Origin of the sequence: Mycobacterium sp. Marseille-P9652 (genome assembly GCF_902652685.1) — a bacterium.
Lineage (GTDB): Bacteria > Actinomycetota > Actinomycetes > Mycobacteriales > Mycobacteriaceae > Mycobacterium.
This window is the reverse complement of sequence record NZ_CACRUY010000007.1, coordinates 78,470-94,699: the sequence shown is the minus strand read 5'-3', so window position 1 is coordinate 94,699 and position 16,230 is coordinate 78,470. Positions and strand designations below refer to the sequence as shown.

General features: G+C 69.2%; 16 protein-coding genes. 10 read left to right on the top strand and 6 right to left on the bottom strand.

Going from position 1 to position 16,230, the window contains the following annotated elements; all coding sequences use genetic code 11:
* Positions 1-2: 2 nt before the first annotated feature.
* Positions 3-914, bottom strand: coding sequence for an alpha/beta hydrolase (locus GPY60_RS06455; protein ID WP_156686810.1), 912 nt, complete (start codon positions 912-914; stop codon positions 3-5).
* A 72-nt stretch (positions 915-986) separates the two neighbouring features.
* Between GPY60_RS06455 and GPY60_RS06450 the strand changes: the two genes are divergently transcribed.
* A complete protein-coding gene (locus GPY60_RS06450) occupies positions 987-1,604 on the top strand; it encodes a TetR/AcrR family transcriptional regulator (protein ID WP_156686809.1) in 618 nt (205 codons plus the stop codon).
* Positions 1,605-1,656: 52 nt separating this feature from the next.
* On the opposite strand, the gene GPY60_RS06445 is transcribed toward GPY60_RS06450, so the two are convergent.
* Positions 1,657-2,391, bottom strand: a complete 735-nt coding sequence (locus GPY60_RS06445) for a DUF429 domain-containing protein (RefSeq protein ID WP_156686808.1) — start codon at positions 2,389-2,391, stop codon at positions 1,657-1,659.
* 136 nt (positions 2,392-2,527) lie between these two features.
* On the opposite strand from GPY60_RS06445, the gene purB reads away from it, so the two are divergent.
* Genes purB through GPY60_RS06430 form a run of 3 tightly spaced genes read left to right on the top strand, consistent with a single transcriptional unit; the run spans position 2,528 to position 6,275 of the window.
* Entirely contained in the window at positions 2,528-3,946 is a 1,419-nt protein-coding gene (purB, locus tag GPY60_RS06440) for an adenylosuccinate lyase (RefSeq protein ID WP_156686807.1), read from the top strand.
* Positions 3,943-5,190, top strand: a complete 1,248-nt coding sequence (locus GPY60_RS06435) for a cytochrome P450 (protein ID WP_156686806.1) — start codon at positions 3,943-3,945, stop codon at positions 5,188-5,190. The genes purB and GPY60_RS06435 overlap by 4 nt, the downstream gene beginning before the upstream one ends.
* Entirely contained in the window at positions 5,187-6,275 is a 1,089-nt protein-coding gene (locus GPY60_RS06430) for a tellurite resistance/C4-dicarboxylate transporter family protein (protein WP_156686805.1), read from the top strand. Before GPY60_RS06435 ends, GPY60_RS06430 begins: the two co-directional genes overlap by 4 nt.
* Here GPY60_RS06430 and GPY60_RS06425 read toward each other — a convergent pair.
* Complete coding sequence (locus GPY60_RS06425) at positions 6,169-6,789, bottom strand: hypothetical protein (protein ID WP_156686804.1); 621 nt, start codon at positions 6,787-6,789, stop codon at positions 6,169-6,171. The genes GPY60_RS06430 and GPY60_RS06425 overlap by 107 nt on opposite strands.
* 51 nt (positions 6,790-6,840) lie before the next feature.
* Here GPY60_RS06425 and GPY60_RS06420 point away from each other — a divergent pair, with 51 nt between their 5' ends.
* Positions 6,841-7,734 (top strand): phosphoribosylaminoimidazolesuccinocarboxamide synthase, encoded by an 894-nt coding sequence (locus GPY60_RS06420; protein ID WP_156686803.1) that lies wholly within the window; start codon positions 6,841-6,843, stop codon positions 7,732-7,734.
* On the top strand, positions 7,731-9,869 hold the full coding sequence (locus tag GPY60_RS06415) for a S9 family peptidase (RefSeq protein WP_156686802.1): 2,139 nt from the start codon (positions 7,731-7,733) through the stop codon (positions 9,867-9,869). The genes GPY60_RS06420 and GPY60_RS06415 overlap by 4 nt, the downstream gene beginning before the upstream one ends.
* On the opposite strand, the gene GPY60_RS06410 is transcribed toward GPY60_RS06415, so the two are convergent.
* Positions 9,833-11,473: a DHA2 family efflux MFS transporter permease subunit gene (locus tag GPY60_RS06410; protein WP_197283562.1), complete on the bottom strand. Its 1,641-nt coding sequence runs from the start codon at positions 11,471-11,473 to the stop codon at positions 9,833-9,835. The two genes, GPY60_RS06415 and GPY60_RS06410, sit on opposite strands and share 37 nt — an antisense overlap.
* A gap of 171 nt (positions 11,474-11,644) precedes the next feature.
* On the opposite strand from GPY60_RS06410, the gene GPY60_RS06405 reads away from it, so the two are divergent.
* Together GPY60_RS06405 and GPY60_RS06400 are read left to right on the top strand one after the other, a co-directional pair.
* Positions 11,645-12,349 carry a DUF2334 domain-containing protein gene (locus GPY60_RS06405; protein ID WP_156686800.1) on the top strand — a complete coding sequence of 235 codons (705 nt, stop codon included), beginning with the start codon at positions 11,645-11,647 and terminating at the stop codon, positions 12,347-12,349.
* Positions 12,350-12,388: 39 nt separating this feature from the next.
* Positions 12,389-14,056: an FAD-binding dehydrogenase gene (locus tag GPY60_RS06400; protein WP_156686799.1), complete on the top strand. Its 1,668-nt coding sequence runs from the start codon at positions 12,389-12,391 to the stop codon at positions 14,054-14,056.
* 36 nt (positions 14,057-14,092) lie between these two features.
* Here the strand turns inward: GPY60_RS06400 and GPY60_RS06395 are convergent, their stop codons facing one another.
* On the bottom strand, positions 14,093-14,731 hold the full coding sequence (locus tag GPY60_RS06395) for an MBL fold metallo-hydrolase (RefSeq protein ID WP_156686798.1): 639 nt from the start codon (positions 14,729-14,731) through the stop codon (positions 14,093-14,095).
* A 79-nt stretch (positions 14,732-14,810) separates the two neighbouring features.
* Here GPY60_RS06395 and purS point away from each other — a divergent pair, with 79 nt between their 5' ends.
* Both purS and purQ read left to right on the top strand, forming a co-directional pair.
* A complete protein-coding gene (gene purS / locus GPY60_RS06390; RefSeq protein WP_156686797.1) occupies positions 14,811-15,050 on the top strand; it encodes a phosphoribosylformylglycinamidine synthase subunit PurS in 240 nt (79 codons plus the stop codon).
* Positions 15,047-15,721 (top strand): phosphoribosylformylglycinamidine synthase subunit PurQ, encoded by a 675-nt coding sequence (purQ, locus tag GPY60_RS06385; RefSeq protein WP_156686796.1) that lies wholly within the window; start codon positions 15,047-15,049, stop codon positions 15,719-15,721. The genes purS and purQ overlap by 4 nt, the downstream gene beginning before the upstream one ends.
* Before the next feature lie 9 nt (positions 15,722-15,730).
* Here purQ and GPY60_RS06380 read toward each other — a convergent pair whose 3' ends face one another.
* Positions 15,731-16,189, bottom strand: a complete 459-nt coding sequence (locus GPY60_RS06380; protein WP_156686795.1) for a YbjN domain-containing protein — start codon at positions 16,187-16,189, stop codon at positions 15,731-15,733.
* Between the last annotated feature and the right edge of the window lie 41 nt (positions 16,190-16,230).

Sequence of the window (16,230 nt, the reverse complement as noted above, 5' to 3'; positions counted from 1 at the left end):
CCTCAGGCCGTCAGCAGGGGAGCCATCCAGGTCAGCTCGGCCGGCAACTGGGAACTCCAGAACTCGCCGTTGTGGCCACCGGGCGAGAAGCCGCCCGCGGGCGGGTTCGGCAGTTGAGCGATGAATTGCTTGGTCGCCGAATAGAAGGGGTCGCTGTCGCCGCAATCCACCCGGATGGGAATCGACGCCAGCGCGGGCATCCCGAACACGGAATTGGCCGCGAAGTCGTCGGGTCCGTCGAACGCGCCGGGGGCCGCGGCGCCGGACGCCATCCACAGCGCCGGGCTCACGGCGCAGATCGCCGCGGTGCGCCCGGCCCCGAGCCGCCCGCCGAGCAGCAGCGCGCCGTAGCCGCCCATGGACCAGCCCAGGAACGCCACGCGCGATGTATCCAGGTTCTGGGTGCTCAGCATGGGAATGAGCTCGCCCAGCACCATCGCCCCGCTGTCCTCGCCGGAGGCCCTCTTGTGCCAGTAGCTGCCGCCGCCGTCGACGGCGACCACGGCAAACGGTGGCAGCCCCGCGTTGACGGCCTGCGCGAGGCCCTGCTCGACGCCGCCGGCCATCACCGTCGACGCGTCACTGCCCTTGCCGTGCAGCGCGATCACCGGTCGCAGCGCCTTGGTCTGGCCCGGCGGCCGGGCGATCGCCCAGTTGGTGTTGACGCCCCCGCGGGCCGCCGACACGAAGGAGCCGGTCACCATGGTCGGCGCCGGTTGAGCCGGCGGCGCCGGCTCCTGGGGTGGCGCCGGCGCCAGCGGCAGCTGCGTGCCGGTGGTCGTGACCGGAATGGCACGAGTCGGGCGAGCCTGTAGCACCGAGTCGAGCCCGTAGGCGCCGAGTGCACCGACGGCCGCGCCGGCGCCGAGACGGAGCATCGCGCGTCGGTTCAAGTCGGGCATGCGGGCCATCATGCCATGTCGGATTAACGGGCCGTTTGGCGGAAATGGCAATGCAGTACCACTTTTCTGGCACGATGGCTTCTCGTGACCGCAGCAGTTACTCCAAAAGGAGAACGTCGACGGTATGCGCTGGTCAGCGCTGCCGCCGAGCTGCTTGCCGAGGGCGGCTTCGAGGCGGTGCGGCACCGGGCGGTCGCGCGTCGGGCCGGCCTGCCGTTGGCCTCCACCACGTATTACTTCTCATCGCTGGACGATCTGATCGCGCGAGCCGTCGAACACATCGCGATGATCGAAGTGGCGCAGCTGCGCGCGCGCGTCACGGCCCTGTCCCGGCGGCGGCGCGGGCCGGAGACCACCGCCGAGGTGCTGGTGGACCTGCTCGTCGGTGACGTGTCGGGCCCGGGTCTGGCCGATCAGCTGATCTCGCGCTACGAGCGGCACATCGCCTGCACCCGCCTGCCCGCGCTGCGCGAGACGATGCGCCGCAGCCTGCGGCAACGGGCCGAGGCCGTAGCCGAGGCGATCGAGCGGTCCGGCCGGTCCGTGCACATCGAACTGGTGTGCACCCTGATCTGCGCGGTAGACGGTTCCGTGGTGTCCGCCCTGGTCGAGGGCAGGGACCCGCGGACGGCGGCGCTAGGGACGGTGGTCGACCTCGTCGAGGTGCTGGCGCCCATCGACCCGCGACCCGTACAGATCTGACCTCGATGGTGGCGACCCGCATCGCCCGGCTCCGCCGCGCTTGCGATCGCCACTAAATCGACGACAGCGACGGCGTCACGATGTAGCCGGTCGCATGGTCGCCGTACAGCGTGATGCGCTCCGGGCGGCGCTCCGCGTACAGCGCGACGTAGGCGCAGACGACGGCGTCGACGGGATCCTCGACGCGGCGCAGCTCGCTCTTGCGTTGAGCCGCGACCACCTGCCGGCGCAGCTCGCCCCACCCGGCATGGTGTTCGACGCCCAGGGGCACCGCGGTGTCCGCGAGGCGTTCGATGCCGTCCATCAGCAGCACGAGCTCCGACCGGAGCCCGTCGAGGGTGCGGCCAGGCTTGGCCTTGTACTTGAGCGTCCGCGCCAGCCGGAACAGGACGACGGTCGCCGCATGCGGATAGACCTCGATGGCGCGGCGCGCGGCCGCCGACCGCGGGTCGATGTCGAGGCCGAGCGCGTCGGCGAGCCGGGCCGCCCGGGGCCCGTCGGCGAATTCGGGCTTGGCGGTGTTGCAGGGGTGCGCGCCCGCCTCGAACCGGCGGAAGTCGCGGTTGAGCGCGGCCTCCGCGGGCCGCTGGCCCGTGGGGTTGTTCACCACCAGCGGCGCGTCGAAGGCGACCAGGCACTCGCCCCGGACGTACGGCGACAGGGCGGCGACGATCGACGCGTCCTCGCGCACCGCGCCGAGGTGGACCAGCCTGCCGTCCGCGTCGAGCACGGCCACCCCGGTGGGGTTGCGTCCGGCCCAGGCGAGGTCGACGCCCGCGAAGTACACCCGCTCAGGGTAGGTCGGCTCCGGCTCGCTTGGCGGGGAGGCCGAGAGCCCGGCTGGCCGGGCGCTCGACGCGCCGCGCCCGGCTGGCGGGGCGCTCGGCCAGCGACGAACGGCCGCGATCGTAAGCTGTGTGTTTGTGAGCATTCCGAACGTGCTGGCCGGCCGTTACGCCAGCGCCGAGATGGTCGCGATCTGGTCGCCGGAAGCCAAGGTCGTCGCCGAGCGGCGGTTGTGGCTGGCGGTGCTTCGGGCGCAGGCGGAACTGGGCGTGGACGTGCCCCCGGAGGCGGTCGCCGACTACGAGCGGGTGCTCGAGGACGTCGACCTGGCCTCGATCGCGGCCCGCGAGCGCACGTTGCGCCACGACGTCAAGGCGCGCATCGAGGAGTTCAACGCGCTGGCCGGTCACGAGCAGGTGCACAAGGGCATGACGAGCCGCGACCTCACGGAGAACGTCGAACAGTTGCAGGTCCGGCGGTCGCTGGAGTTGGTCTTCTCGCACGGGGTGGCCGTGGCGGCGCGGCTCGCCGAGCGGGCGGTGACCTACCGTGACCTGGTGATGGCGGGGCGCAGCCACAACGTCGCCGCGCAGGCCACCACGCTGGGCAAGCGGTTCGCGTCCGCGGCCCAGGAGACGCTGATCGCGCTGACCCGGCTGCGGGAGTTGATCGACCGCTACCCGCTGCGCGGCATCAAGGGCCCGATGGGCACCGCGCAGGACATGCTCGACTTGCTGGGCGGTGACGCCGCCAAGCTCGCCGAGCTCGAGCGGCGGGTCGCCGAATTCCTCGGCTTCTCAGAGGTTTTGACGAGCGTCGGGCAGGTGTATCCGCGCTCGCTGGACCACGACGTGGTCTCGGCGCTCGTCCAGCTCGGCGCCGGACCGTCGTCGCTGGCCCACACCATCCGGCTCATGGCCGGGCACGAACTCGTCACCGAGGGTTTCGCCGAGGGACAGGTCGGCTCGTCGGCGATGCCGCACAAGATGAACACCCGCAGCTGCGAGCGCGTCAACGGACTGCAGGTCGTGCTCCGGGGGTACGCCTCCATGGCGGCCGAACTGGCGGGCGCGCAGTGGAACGAGGGCGACGTGTTCTGCTCGGTGGTGCGACGGGTTGCGTTGCCGGACAGCTTCTTTGCGATCGACGGGCAGATCGAGACGTTCCTGACGGTGCTCGACGAGTTCGGCGCGTACCCGGCCGTCATCCAGCGCGAGCTCGACCGCTACCTGCCCTTCCTGGCCACCACCAAGGTGCTGATCGCGGCGGTGCGCGCCGGAATGGGCCGCGAGGCAGCCCATCACGTCATCCGCGAACACGCCGTCGCCACCGCACTGGCCATGCGCGAGCGCGGCGCCGAACCCGACCTGCTCGACCGGTTGGCCGCCGACGAGCGGCTGCCGCTGGACCGGGCGGGACTGGACGCCGCGCTGGCCGACAGGCAGGCGTTCACGGGCGCCGCCGGTGATCAGGTGGACGAGGTGGTCGCGGCCGTCGAGCAGCTGGTGAGCCGGCATCCGGACGCGGCCAAGTACACACCGGGGCAGATCCTGTGACGCTCGCCGGCGCGCTCGCCGACATCGACTTCACCGACCTGGACAACTTCGCCAACGGGTTCCCGCACGACCTGTTCGCGGTGCACCGGCGCGAGGCGCCGGTCTACTGGCACGAGCCCACGGACAACACTCCCGATGGCGAGGGCTTCTGGTCGGTCGCCACGTACGCGGAAACCCTTGAGGTGCTGAAGGATCCGGTGACATATTCGTCGGTCACCGGCGGGCAGCGGCCGTACGGCGGCACCCTCCTGCAGGACCTGGCGATCGCGGGCCAGGTGCTCAACATGATGGACGACCCGCGACACTCGCAGATCCGGCGGCTGGTGAGCTCCGGGCTGACACCGCGGATGATCCGCCGCGTCGAGGACGACCTGAGGGCCCGGGCGCGCCGGTTGCTGGACGCGGTGGCGCCCGGCGAGCCCTTCGACTTCCTGGTCGACATCGCGGCGGAACTGCCGATGCAGATGATCTGCATCCTGCTGGGAGTGCCTGATTCCGAACGGCATTGGCTGTTCGAGGCGATCGAGCCCCAATTCGATTTCGGTGGCTCCCGCAAGGCCAACCTCTCGCAGCTGTCGGTCGAAGAGGCCGGGTCGCGGATGTACGCGTACGGCCAGGAATTGATCGCGGCCAAGCGCGCGAACCCTACCGACGACATGTTGTCGGTGGTCGCCAACGCGACCGTCGAAGATGCGGATGCGCCCGCGCTGTCCGACCTCGAGCTGTACCTGTTCTTCAGCCTGCTGTTCAGCGCCGGCGCCGAGACGACGCGCAACGCCGTCGCGGGCGGCCTGCTGGCGCTCGCCGAACACCCGCAGCAATGGCGTTCCCTTCGTGCGGATCCGGTTGGGCTGCCCACCGCCGTCGAGGAGATGGTGCGGTGGACGTCGCCGTCGCCGTCCAAGCGGCGCACCGCCACCCGCGATGTCACCCTCGGCGGTCACCGGATCGGCGCGGGACAAAAGGTTCAGGTCTGGGAGGGCTCGGCCAACCGGGACGCCGGCGTCTTCCCCCGCGCCGACGAGTTCGACATCACCAGAAAACCCAATCCGCACTTGGGGTTTGGCCAGGGCGTGCACTACTGCCTGGGCGCCAACCTCGCGCGCCTGGAGTTGCGGGTGCTGTTCGAGGAGCTGCTGACGCGCTTCTCGGGTGTGCGGGTGGTGCGGCCGGTCGAATGGACGCGGAGCAACCGGCACACCGGCATCCGCCACCTCGTCGTGGAACTGCTCGGGGAGCGGTGATGGCCCGGCTCGCGCGCGTCGAGCCGACACCGGACGTGTTCGCCGCCGTGATGGCGACGGGGATACTGTCGATCGCCGCCCGCGACCACGGGTACCGCTGGATCAGCGACGTTCTCGGTGTCCTGGCCACGGCCGCTCTCGTCGTCCTGACCGTGGTGGTCGCGGCGGTGATCGGTAGGCGCCGCGCGGCCCGTTGGGACCTGACCAAACCAGACGTCACCTTGCGCCTGTTCACGTTCGTCGCCGCGTGCGCCGTCGTCGACGCCCGCCTGTCGGCTCACCTGGCCGTGCTGCGGGTGCTTGGAGCGGTGGCCCTGTCCTCCTGGCTGGTGCTGATCGCGCTGACCGCGCGCAACATGCGGGCGCGCCGGTGGACGGAACTGCGCGACCACGCGCACGGGGCGTGGGAGCTGGGCAGCGTCGGAACGTCGGGCCTGGCGATCCTGATGGCTCAGGTCGCCCACCACACCGGTCATCGGTGGTGGCTCGCGATCGCGGTCCCGGTGTGGCTTGTGGCCCTGGGCATCTACGCGCTGATGACGTGGCTGATCCTGTGGCGGGCGGTCAGCGAGCGACAACACCGCGATGGGTTCGAGCCCGACGCGTGGATCCTGATGGGCGGTCTCGCGATCGCAACCCTTTGCGGCTACTACATCCACCACGAGGCGCCGCAGTGGTTGTTCGGAGGCTTGCGCGGGATCACGGTGGTGACGTGGGTCGCGGCCACCCTGTGGATCCCGCCGCTGATCTACTTCGCGCTGCACCGAATCGGCCGGCGGCCCGAGGTGCTCCACTTCGCCGGCGTCTGGTGGTCGCTGGTGTTCCCGCTGGGCATGTATTCGGCCGCCACCTACGCGATGGCGGGCGAGCTCAACCGCCCCGCCCTGAAAACGGTGTCGCTGGTGTTCTTCTGGGACGCGCTGGCGGTGTGGCTGATCGTCGCGATCGCGGGCCTGCTGCGGCTCTGGCGCGTGCTCGTCATTCCGCGCGAAGCCGGACCCCGGCCGCGCGGAGTTCGAGCGCGGCGAGCGCCCGCATGGTCGCGGGGTCCTCGTGGCGCCACCCGCCGACCGGGTCCGCGCTGACGGCCGTCAGCTTGCGTGGCGGCCGGTTGGTGAGCGCCCGCAGCGCCAGCAGTTGCTGACCGGCCGCGGTCGCGGCCAGCGAGGTGACGGTCAGCTTGCGCCGAAAGAACCTCAGCCGAAGGAAAAGCCACGGCCCGGCGACGGCGAGGATGGGCGGCGCGGCCACCGCCATCGCGAGCAGGATCGCCAGCCAACTCGCCGTCGAATTCAGGCTGTGCCCGGCCCCGGCGAGGTCGAGGGCGGCCTTGCTCGCCGAGTCGAGCGACTTGCTGACCGGATCGCCGACGAGCGGAATGTGCTGCGCCCCGTGGCCCGCCGACGCGAGATTGCCGGCGATGCCGTTCGCGCCGCTCTCCACCTGCTGGCCGGCCTCCGCGATGGTCGCGATCGCGTCGTGCACGGCGGTCCCCACGAGGAGCCATATCGCGGTCCAGAAGAAGATGGCGACGTCGCTGAGAAACTGGGCGATCAGCCGGCCGGGTCGGGTCGAGTAGGGCAAGTACCGCGAAGTCATAGCCCCATACCAGCACAGGATCGACGGTTAGCTGCCGGATAGGCTGGCCGGATGCGTCCCGCGTTGTCCGATTACGAGCACCTGGCGAGCGGCAAGGTCCGGGAGATCTACCGCGTCGACGACGAGCACCTGCTGCTGGTCGCCACCGACCGGATCTCCGCCTACGACTACGTGCTCGACAGCACGATTCCGGACAAGGGCCGCATCCTGACCGCGATGAGCGTCTTCTTCTTCGACCTCGTCGACGCGCCGAACCACCTGGCCGGCCCGCCGGACGACCCGCGGATTCCCGACGAGGCGCTGGGCCGTGCGCTGGTGGTGCGGCGCCTGGAGATGCTCCCGGTCGAATGTGTGGCCCGCGGTTACCTGACCGGCTCGGGGCTGCTCGACTACCAGGCCACCGGGAATGTCTGCGGAATCGCCCTGCCGGCCGGTCTGGTGGAGGCGAGCCGCTTCGCCGAGCCGCTGTTCACCCCGGCGACGAAGGCGGCGCTGGGGGATCACGACGAGAACATCTCGTTCGACCGGGTCGTCGAGCTGGTGGGCGCGGCGCGCGCCGACGAATTGCGCAACCGGACGCTGCGCATCTACGAACAGGCCGCCGAACACGCTCTGACGAAGGGAATCATCATCGCCGACACCAAGTTCGAATTCGGCACCGACCCCGACGGAAACCTGGTGCTGGCCGATGAGATCTTCACGCCCGACTCGTCGCGGTACTGGCCGGCGGACGACTACCGGCCCGGCGTCGTGCAGGCCAGCTTCGACAAACAGTTCGTCCGCAACTGGCTCACCAGCCCGGAGTCCGGCTGGGACCGCCACGGTTCGCAACCGCCGCCCCCCCTGCCCGACGACATCGTCGCTGCGACCCGGGAGCGGTACATAGAGGCCTACGAACGGATTTCGGGTATGAGTTTCGGCGAATGGATCGGCCCGCGCGCATGAGCGGCGCCCCTCTGCCCCCGCCGGCCAAGCGGGTGGAGACCCCGCGCGAGTTCCACGGAGACGTGTTCCTCGACCCGTACGAATGGCTGCGCGACAAGGACAACCCGGAGGTCATCGCCCACCTCGAGGCGGAGAACTCCTATGTCGACGAAATGTTGGCCGACCTGGAACCGTTGCGGCAGAAGATCTTCGACGAAATCAAATCGCGCACCAAGGAGACCGATCTCTCGGTCCCGACCCGTCTGGGCCAGTGGTGGTATTACGCCCGCACCTTCGAGGGCAAGCAGTACCGAGTCCAGTGCCGTTGTCCCGTCGCCGATCCGGACGACTGGGATCCGCCGGTGCTCGACGAGACGACCGAGATCCCCGGCGAGCAGGTGATGCTCGACTCCAACGCCGAGGCGGAGGGTCACGAGTTCTTCGCGCTCGGCGCGGCGCGGGTGAGCCTGGATGGCAACCTGCTCGCGTACTCCGTCGACACCGTCGGCGACGAACGTTACACGTTGCGGTTCAAGGATCTTCGCACCGGCGAGTTGTACCCGGACGAAATCGCCGACATCGCGGCGGGCGCGACGTGGGCGGCCGACAACAACACGGTGTACTACCTGACCCTGGATGCGGCCCACCGCCCGGACAAGGTGTGGCGCTACCGACTCGGCTCCGGGGCGGATCCCGAGTTGGTGTATCACGAAGCCGACGAACGTTTTTGGCTCGGTGTGGGACTTACCCGCAGCGACGCCTACGTCCTGATCGCCGCCGGATCGTCGATCACGACCGAGATGCGCTACGCGGACGCGGCCGATCCGCATGCGCGGTTCACCGTCGTGCTGCCCCGCCGCGACGGCGTGGAATATTCGGTGGAACACGCGGTGGTCGGCGGCGAGGATCGTTTCCTGATCCTGCACAACGACGGCGCGGTCAACTTCACGCTCGCCGAGGCGCCGGTGAGCGAGCCGACCCGGCAACGCACGTTGATCCCGCACCGCGACGACGTCCGGATCGACGGCGTGGACGCCTTCGCCGGCCACCTGGTGGTGAGCTACCGGCGGGCGGCCCTGCCGCGAATCCAGCTGTGGCCGTTGGATTCCGACGGTGGATACGGTGAACCGCAGGAACTCGCGTTCGACTCGGAGCTGATGTCGGTCGGCCTCGGCTGGAACCCGATGTGGGATGCGCCCAAGCTGCGGATCGGCGCGGGCTCTCTCGCTACGCCCGCCCGCATCTACGACGTCGACCTCACCACCGGGCAGCGCACGCTGCTGCGCGAGCAACCGGTGCTCGGCGGATACCGGCCCGAGGACTACGTCGAACGACGCGAGTGGGCTGTCGCCCACGACGGCACCCGCATCCCGCTCTCGATCATCCATCGCGCCGGCATCGAGTTACCCGCGCCGACGCTGCTGTACGGGTACGGCGCCTACGAGATTTGCACGGACCCAAGCTTTTCCATCGCGAGGTTGTCCCTGCTGGACCGGGGCATGGTCTTCGTCATCGCCCACGTGCGGGGCGGCGGTGAAATGGGACGGCTGTGGTACGAGCACGGGAAGTTGCTCGAGAAGAAGAACACCTTCACCGACTTCGTCGCGGCGGCAAAGCATTTGATCGATTCGGGGATCACGGGCGCGGGTAAACTGGTGGCTTTGGGCGGCAGTGCCGGTGGTCTGCTGGTGGGCGCGGTGGCTAATTTGGCGCCCGAACTGTTCGCCGGCATCCTCGCCCAGGTTCCCTTCGTCGACCCGCTCACCACCATCCTGGATCCCTCGTTGCCGCTGACGGTCACCGAGTGGGACGAGTGGGGAAACCCATTGAGCGACAAGGACGTCTACTTCTACATGAAGTCCTACTCGCCCTACGAGAACGTCGCGGCCAGGCCATATCCCCAGATCCTGGCGATGACGTCGCTCAACGACACCCGGGTCTACTATGTGGAGCCGGCCAAATGGGTGGCGGCGTTACGGCACGCCAACCCCGACGGCAAGCCCGTCCTGTTGAAGACCCAGATGAACGCCGGCCACGGCGGCGTCAGCGGCCGCTACAAAGCCTGGCAGGAAACTGCTTTCCAGTACGCCTGGCTGCTGGCCGTCGCCGATCCGGACCGTTACGACCATTCAGGTCGCGCAGCGAACTCCTCGTAGGGCACGGGATCTGCCGGCGCCTTCGGCAGGAAAAACGCCGGGACGATGGTGGAGATGACCAGCGCGACGGCGATCATGAACACCACTGTGTACGCGTGGGAAAGGTCGTGCAGCACGTCGGCGGAGAACCCGGGCATCAGGGATTCCCGCGGCAGGGCGGACTGGTCGACGGGAACACCGGTGACCGGGGCCTGCTGCTGCAGCGCCGCGATCTTGTTCGCCGCGGCGATGTTCTCGCTGCGGTTGAACTGGTTGGTCAGAACCATCGACATCAGCGCGGTGCCCACCGAGCCGCCGACCTGCTGGCTGACGCTGATCAGCGTTGTGCCGCGCGCGATCTGGTGCGGCGCCAGGGCCTGCACCGAGGCGACCGAGAGCGGCATCATGGTGCACCCCATGCCCAGGCCCGTGATCGTCAGTGCGATCAGCAGGGTCGGCAGGTAGTGCGCCTGCCGGGCGATGCCGAACGCGAAGGTGCCGAGGCCGACGGTGATCAGCACGATGCCGACCAACACAATCTTGCCCGGACCCTGCCGGTCCACCCATGGCCCCGTGAGCCGCATGGTGATCATGGCACCCAACCCCTGCGGGATCATGTGGACGCCCGCCTGCATCGGCGTGTTGTGCAGGACCTGCTGGAAGTAGCTGGGCAGCAGCAGGGCGGCGCCGAAGAACGCCACGGCGAAGATCAGCATCGTCACGTTGGCCTGCGTGAGCACGGGATTGCGGAACAGTCGCAGGTCGATGAGCGGGTGATCCGTGCGGCGCCAGGCGTGCACCACGAAGGCGGCCACCAGGGCCAGCCCGATGATCGCCGGTATCACCACGTGGCGGTCGGCCACGGTCCCACGGCCCGGGATGGACGACACGGCGAACAAGAAGGTCGCCAGGCCGGGGGAGAGCAGCAGCACGCCGACGACGTCGAAGGTCTCCGACCGGGCCGCGTGATCCCTCGGGAACACGACGGCCGCGAGGATCAGGGTGATGATCCCGAAGGGCAGATTGATCAAAAAGATCCACCGCCAGCTGGCGACACCGATGAGCCAGCCGCCCAAAATCGGCCCGCAGATTGGCGCGAGCAGCATGGGAATGCTCAATATGGACATCAGCCGACCCAGCCGCCTCGGCCCCGCTTCGCGCGTCAAGATCATGAAGCCCAGCGGCAGCAGCATCCCGCCGCCGACGCCCTGGACCATCCGGAAGGCGATGAGTGACAGGATGTTCCACGCCAGCGCGCACAGTATCGAGCCCATTGTGAACGCGGCGACGGAGCCCATGAACAGTCGTTTGGTGCCGAAGCGGTCGGCCGCCCACCCGGTGATCGGGATCACGGTGGCCAGGGCGAGTGAGTAGCCCGTCATCGTCCATCCGACGACGGCCTGCGACGAGCCAAATTCCTGAATGAAGGTGCGTTGCGCGACGCTGACGATGGTGACGTCGAGGATCGCCATCACGGTGGCCAGGATGCAGACACCGGCGACCTTCAGCAGCCCGGCGTCGAGCCGGTCGGGGTAGGCGAATTCGCCCTGCTGCTCGGCGGGTGCGGCGGACGGCGGGGCATCGGCCGCTGCGGAATGGGCCTTCTCCATGGCGTTGCTTAGCATATCGAACCGATCGCCCGGCCGGGCCGGGACGGGTGTTTGCTGGACGACCGCGTTCTTGCGCTCCTTTCCGCACGTCGCCGGGGCTTTGCTGGGCGTCGGCGGCGCGGTATATACGCCTGCTGTCAGCGTGTCCTTCACCGTCCTGAAACCTGGGATCGGCAAACTGCGGGTGTGTCTGGAAAATTGATCGTCTCGGTCTCGGGGATCGGCGAACGCACCCTCGGCGACGTCGAGGCGTTCTGCGCGCAAATGGACGCCCGCGGCGTCCCCCTCTCGTTGCTGGTGGCCCCCCGGCTCAAGAATGACTACCGGCTCGACCACGATCCGCACACCGTTGAGTGGCTGACCGCACGCCGCGCCGGCGGCGACGCCATCGTGCTGCACGGTTACGACGACCCGGCCACCAAGAAACGCCGCGGCGAGTTCGCCGTGCTGCGGGCGCACGAGGCCAACCTGAAGTTGATGGCGGCCGACCGGGTGCTCGAGCACCTGGGCCTGCGGACCAGGCTGTTCGCGGCGCCCGGCTGGGTCGTGTCACCGGGCGTGGTGAAGGCGCTGCCGCAGAACGGTTTTCGTCTGCTCGCCGATCTGCACGGCATCACCGATCTGGTTCGTCACCAGACCGTCCGCACCCGGGTGCTCGGCATCGGGGAGGGATTTTTGACCGAGCCGTGGTGGTGTCGCATGGTGGTGCTGTCGGCCGAGCGCATCGCCCGCCGCGAGGGCATCGTGCGGGTGGCCGTGGCCGCCCGCCAGCTGCGCAAACCCGGACCGTTGCAGGCCATGGTCGACGCGGTCGACCTGGCCCTGATGCACGGCTGCACCCCGTCGGTGTACCACTGGCGATCGGACAAGGCGATACTCGACGCCGCCTGATCCCGGGGTCCGGCCTATCGGCCATTACCCTGGTCCGACATGGGCAACTCCCCGGCGGCGGCCTTCGCCGCTGACGCGATTGTCGTGGGCGCGGGGCTGTCGGGCCTGGTCGCGGCCTGTGAACTGGTCGACCGCGGGCTCAGGGTGCTGATCGTCGACCAGGAGAACAGCGCGAACCTGGGCGGACAGGCGTTTTGGTCGTTCGGCGGCCTGTTCTTCGTGGACAGTCCCGAGCAGCGCCGCCTCGGTATCCGCGACAGCCACGAACTCGCCCTGCAGGACTGGCTGGGTACGGCGGCGTTCGATCGTCCCGAGGACTACTGGCCGCGCCAGTGGGCGCACGCCTACGTCGATTTCGCGGCGGGGGAGAAACGCAGCTGGCTCCGCGCCCGCGGGCTGAAGCTCTTCCCGCTGGTGGGTTGGGCGGAGCGCGGCGGCTACGGCGCGCAGGGCCACGGCAACTCGGTGCCGCGTTTTCACATCACCTGGGGCACCGGGCCCGCGCTGGTCGACATCTTCGTTCGTCAGCTCCGCGACCGCTCGACGGTGCGCTTCGCGCACCGTCATCAGGTTGACGAGCTGATCACGGAGGGCGACGCGGTGATTGGCGTCCGGGGCACGGTGCTGGAGCCGTCGGCGGCGCCACGCGGGGCGCCCTCCTCGCGGGAGCCATTGGGGCAGTTCGAGTTTCGCGCACCGGCGGTGCTGGTGACCAGCGGCGGCATCGGCGGCAATCACGACCTGGTGCGCAAAAACTGGCCGAAGCGGATGGGCCGGGTGCCCGAGCAGCTGCTGAGCGGGGTACCCGCCCACGTCGACGGCAGGATGATCGCCATCTCCCAGAAGGCCGGTGCCCGGGTGATAAACCCGGACCGGATGTGGCACTACACCGAGGGCATCACGAACTACGACCCGATCTGGCCGTTGCACGGCATCCGCATCATCCCGGGGCCGTCGTCGCTGTGGCTGGACGCTACGGGCAAACGCCTGCCGGTGCCGTTGTATCCCGGGTTCGACACCCTCGGCACGCTGGAGTACATCACCAATTCCGGGCACGACTACACCTGGTTCATCTTGAACGCCAAGATCATCGAGAAGGAGTTCGCGCTGTCGGGTCAGGAGCAGAACCCCGACCTGACGGGCCAGAGCGTGCGCGAGCTGGTGCGTAACCGTGCGCGTTCGGGGCCGCCGGCGCCGGTGCAGGCGTTCGTCGACCGCGGCGCCGACTTTGTGAGCGCGAATTCGTTGCGGGAGTTGGTGACCGCGATGAACAGGCTGCCCGGGGTGGAGCGGCTGGACTACGCGACGGTGGAGGCCGAGGTCACCGCCCGCGACCGCGAAGTCGCCAACAGGTTCAGCAAGGACGGCCAGATCACCGCGATCCGGGCCGCACGCGGGTACCTCGGCGACCGGCTGGGGCGGGTGGTCGCACCACACCGGTTGACCGACCCCAAGGCGGGCCCGCTGATCGCGGTCAAGTTGCACATCCTCACCCGAAAGACGTTGGGCGGCATCGAAACCGACCTCAACGGGCGGGTGCTCACCGGCGACGGCACTCCGCTCAACGGGCTGTACGCGGCGGGCGAGGCGGCCGGGTTCGGCGGCGGCGGCGTGCACGGCTACCGGGCGCTGGAGGGCACGTTCCTGGGCGGCTGCATCTTCTCCGGACGCGCGGCCGGCCGGGCCGCCGCCGACGACATCGCCTAGGTTCGTTCGCCGAGCTGGGGTGCCCCCAGCTCGCGGTCAGAAGGTGACCGCGTCCTCCTCGGGCAGCACCTGAAAGTCGGTGCTCGTCATTTCGCTGAGCCGGCCGTAATAGATTCCGCGCGCATCGGGGGCGATGATGCCCTGGTGGATGGGCACCGCGCGCCGCGGGGCGACGGCGCGCAGGTAGTCGACGGCCTCGGCGATCTTCATCCACGGGGCGGCCGCCGGAGTGGCCAGCACGTCCACCGGCTCGTCGGGCACGAACAGCGCGTCGCCGGGATGCATGAAGCGCGCGGCATGCTCGCCGTCGCCCACCAGATACGAGATGTTCTCGATCACCGGAATGTCCGGGTGGATGACGGCGTGCCGCCCACCGAGGGCGCGAACGGTCACCTGGCCGATCGCCAGCTCGTCGCCGACGCGCACCTGGCGGCACGGGTCGCCCAGCTGCGCGGTGGTCTGCGGGTCGGCGTACAGCGCGGCGTCCGGGTTGCCTTCGAGCAGGGCCGGTAGCCGCCCGACGTCCACGTGGTCGGGATGCTGGTGGGTGATCACGATGGCGGTCAGCCCGGTGATTCCCTCGAACCCGTGCGCGAATGTGCCCGGGTCAAAAAGCAGGCGGGTGTCGCCGAACTCGGCAAGCAGGCAGGAATGGCCGAAATGCGTCAGCTGCATGCTTACGATTGTGCTCTCGTGCCCGTCGGGCGAGGTCGCCGGTAAGGTTGGCCGGAAGACGGAGCTAGGAGGAACGCCAGTGGCCCGGGTGGTCGTCAATGTGATGCCCAAAGCGGAGATCCTCGACCCGCAAGGTCAGGCGATCGTCGGGGCGCTGGGCCGGCTGGGTCATCCCGGCATCTCGGATGTCCGTCAGGGCAAGAGATTTGAGCTGGAAGTCGACGACTCGGTGGACGACGCCGCGCTCGCCGAGATCGCCGAATCGCTGTTGGCGAACACCGTGATCGAGGACTGGACGATCAGCCGGGAGACCCCGTGACCGCCCGGATCGGTGTCATCACCTTCCCCGGCACGCTCGACGACGTGGACGCCGCCCGCGCCGCGCGTCGCGTCGGCGCCGAGGCGGTCAGCTTGTGGCACGCCGATGCCGATTTGCGTGGCGTCGACGCCGTGGTGGTGCCGGGCGGCTTCTCCTACGGTGATTACCTGCGGGCCGGCGCGATCGCCAAGTTCGCGCCGGTGATGGCCGAGGTGATCGACGCCGCCCGCGACGGCATGCCGGTGTTGGGCATCTGCAACGGATTCCAGGTGCTGTGCGAGGCGGGCCTGTTGCCCGGCGCGCTCACCCGCAACATCGGGCTGCACTTCGTGTGCCGTGACGTCTGGTTGCGGGTGGCGTCGACGTCGACGGCCTGGACCTCGCGCTTCGAGCCCGAGGCGGACCTGCTCATCCCCCTCAAATCCGGCGAGGGTCGCTACGTGGCCCCGGCCGAGGTGCTCGACGAGCTCGAGGGCGAGGGCCGGGTGGTGTTCCGCTACCACGAGAACATCAACGGCTCCCTGAACGACATCGCCGGCGTCAGCTCCGCCAACGGTCGCGTCGTCGGGCTGATGCCGCACCCCGAGCACGCCATCGAGGCGCTGACGGGTCCGTCGGACGACGGGCTCGGCCTGTTCTACTCGGCGCTGGATGCGGTGCTCGCGGCCTGAGCACGCGCCTCAGCTCGCGTCGCGCAGCGCCGGCGCCGACAAGTCGGCCACGAGCGCCAACTCACCGAACAGCTCGATGGCGTCGGCGAGCGTGCCGTCGACGAAGGTTGCGAAGTCGTCGAATGACGCCGCGGCCGGGATCCACTGAGACCTGTGAGCGACGACGCCGATGCGTTCCGGATCCGACGAATCGTGCAGGATGGCGGTCACCTCGCGGTTCTGGGCGTTCCACGCGTCGACGAACCGTGTCAGCGACGAACGCTGCGCTGCGGGGAAAAAGGACGCCGGAGACACACGGATGACCAGCACGTCGTTGTCTGCGGACATCTCGAGGTGGACGTGCAGCCGCCGGGGTCGGGTATTTGCGACGTAGAAGAATTCCCCGTCGTGGCGGCCGCGGAAATACCGGCTGCCGCGGGTCTGGAGATAGCTTTCGATCAGCTTGGCGCCCAAGGGCTCGCTCGTCATGGATCCATGGTGGTGTTTGTGACTTTGGGCACCCTTGGAGG

Excerpts from the sequence above, each read along its gene's own strand:
- GPY60_RS06425 (WP_156686804.1), bottom strand. The coding sequence starts at position 6,789 with ATGACTTCGCGGTACTTGCCCTACTCGACCCGACCCGGCCGGCTGATC.
- GPY60_RS06400 (WP_156686799.1), top strand. The coding sequence starts at position 12,389 with ATGGGCAACTCCCCGGCGGCGGCCTTCGCCGCTGACGCGATTGTCGTG.
- GPY60_RS06410 (WP_197283562.1), bottom strand. The coding sequence starts at position 11,473 with ATGCTAAGCAACGCCATGGAGAAGGCCCATTCCGCAGCGGCCGATGCC.
- GPY60_RS06395 (WP_156686798.1), bottom strand. The coding sequence starts at position 14,731 with ATGCAGCTGACGCATTTCGGCCATTCCTGCCTGCTTGCCGAGTTCGGC.
- GPY60_RS06420 (WP_156686803.1), top strand. The coding sequence starts at position 6,841 with ATGCGTCCCGCGTTGTCCGATTACGAGCACCTGGCGAGCGGCAAGGTC.
- GPY60_RS06380 (WP_156686795.1), bottom strand. The coding sequence starts at position 16,189 with ATGACGAGCGAGCCCTTGGGCGCCAAGCTGATCGAAAGCTATCTCCAG.
- GPY60_RS06455 (WP_156686810.1), bottom strand. The coding sequence starts at position 914 with ATGATGGCCCGCATGCCCGACTTGAACCGACGCGCGATGCTCCGTCTC.
- GPY60_RS06415 (WP_156686802.1), top strand. The coding sequence starts at position 7,731 with ATGAGCGGCGCCCCTCTGCCCCCGCCGGCCAAGCGGGTGGAGACCCCG.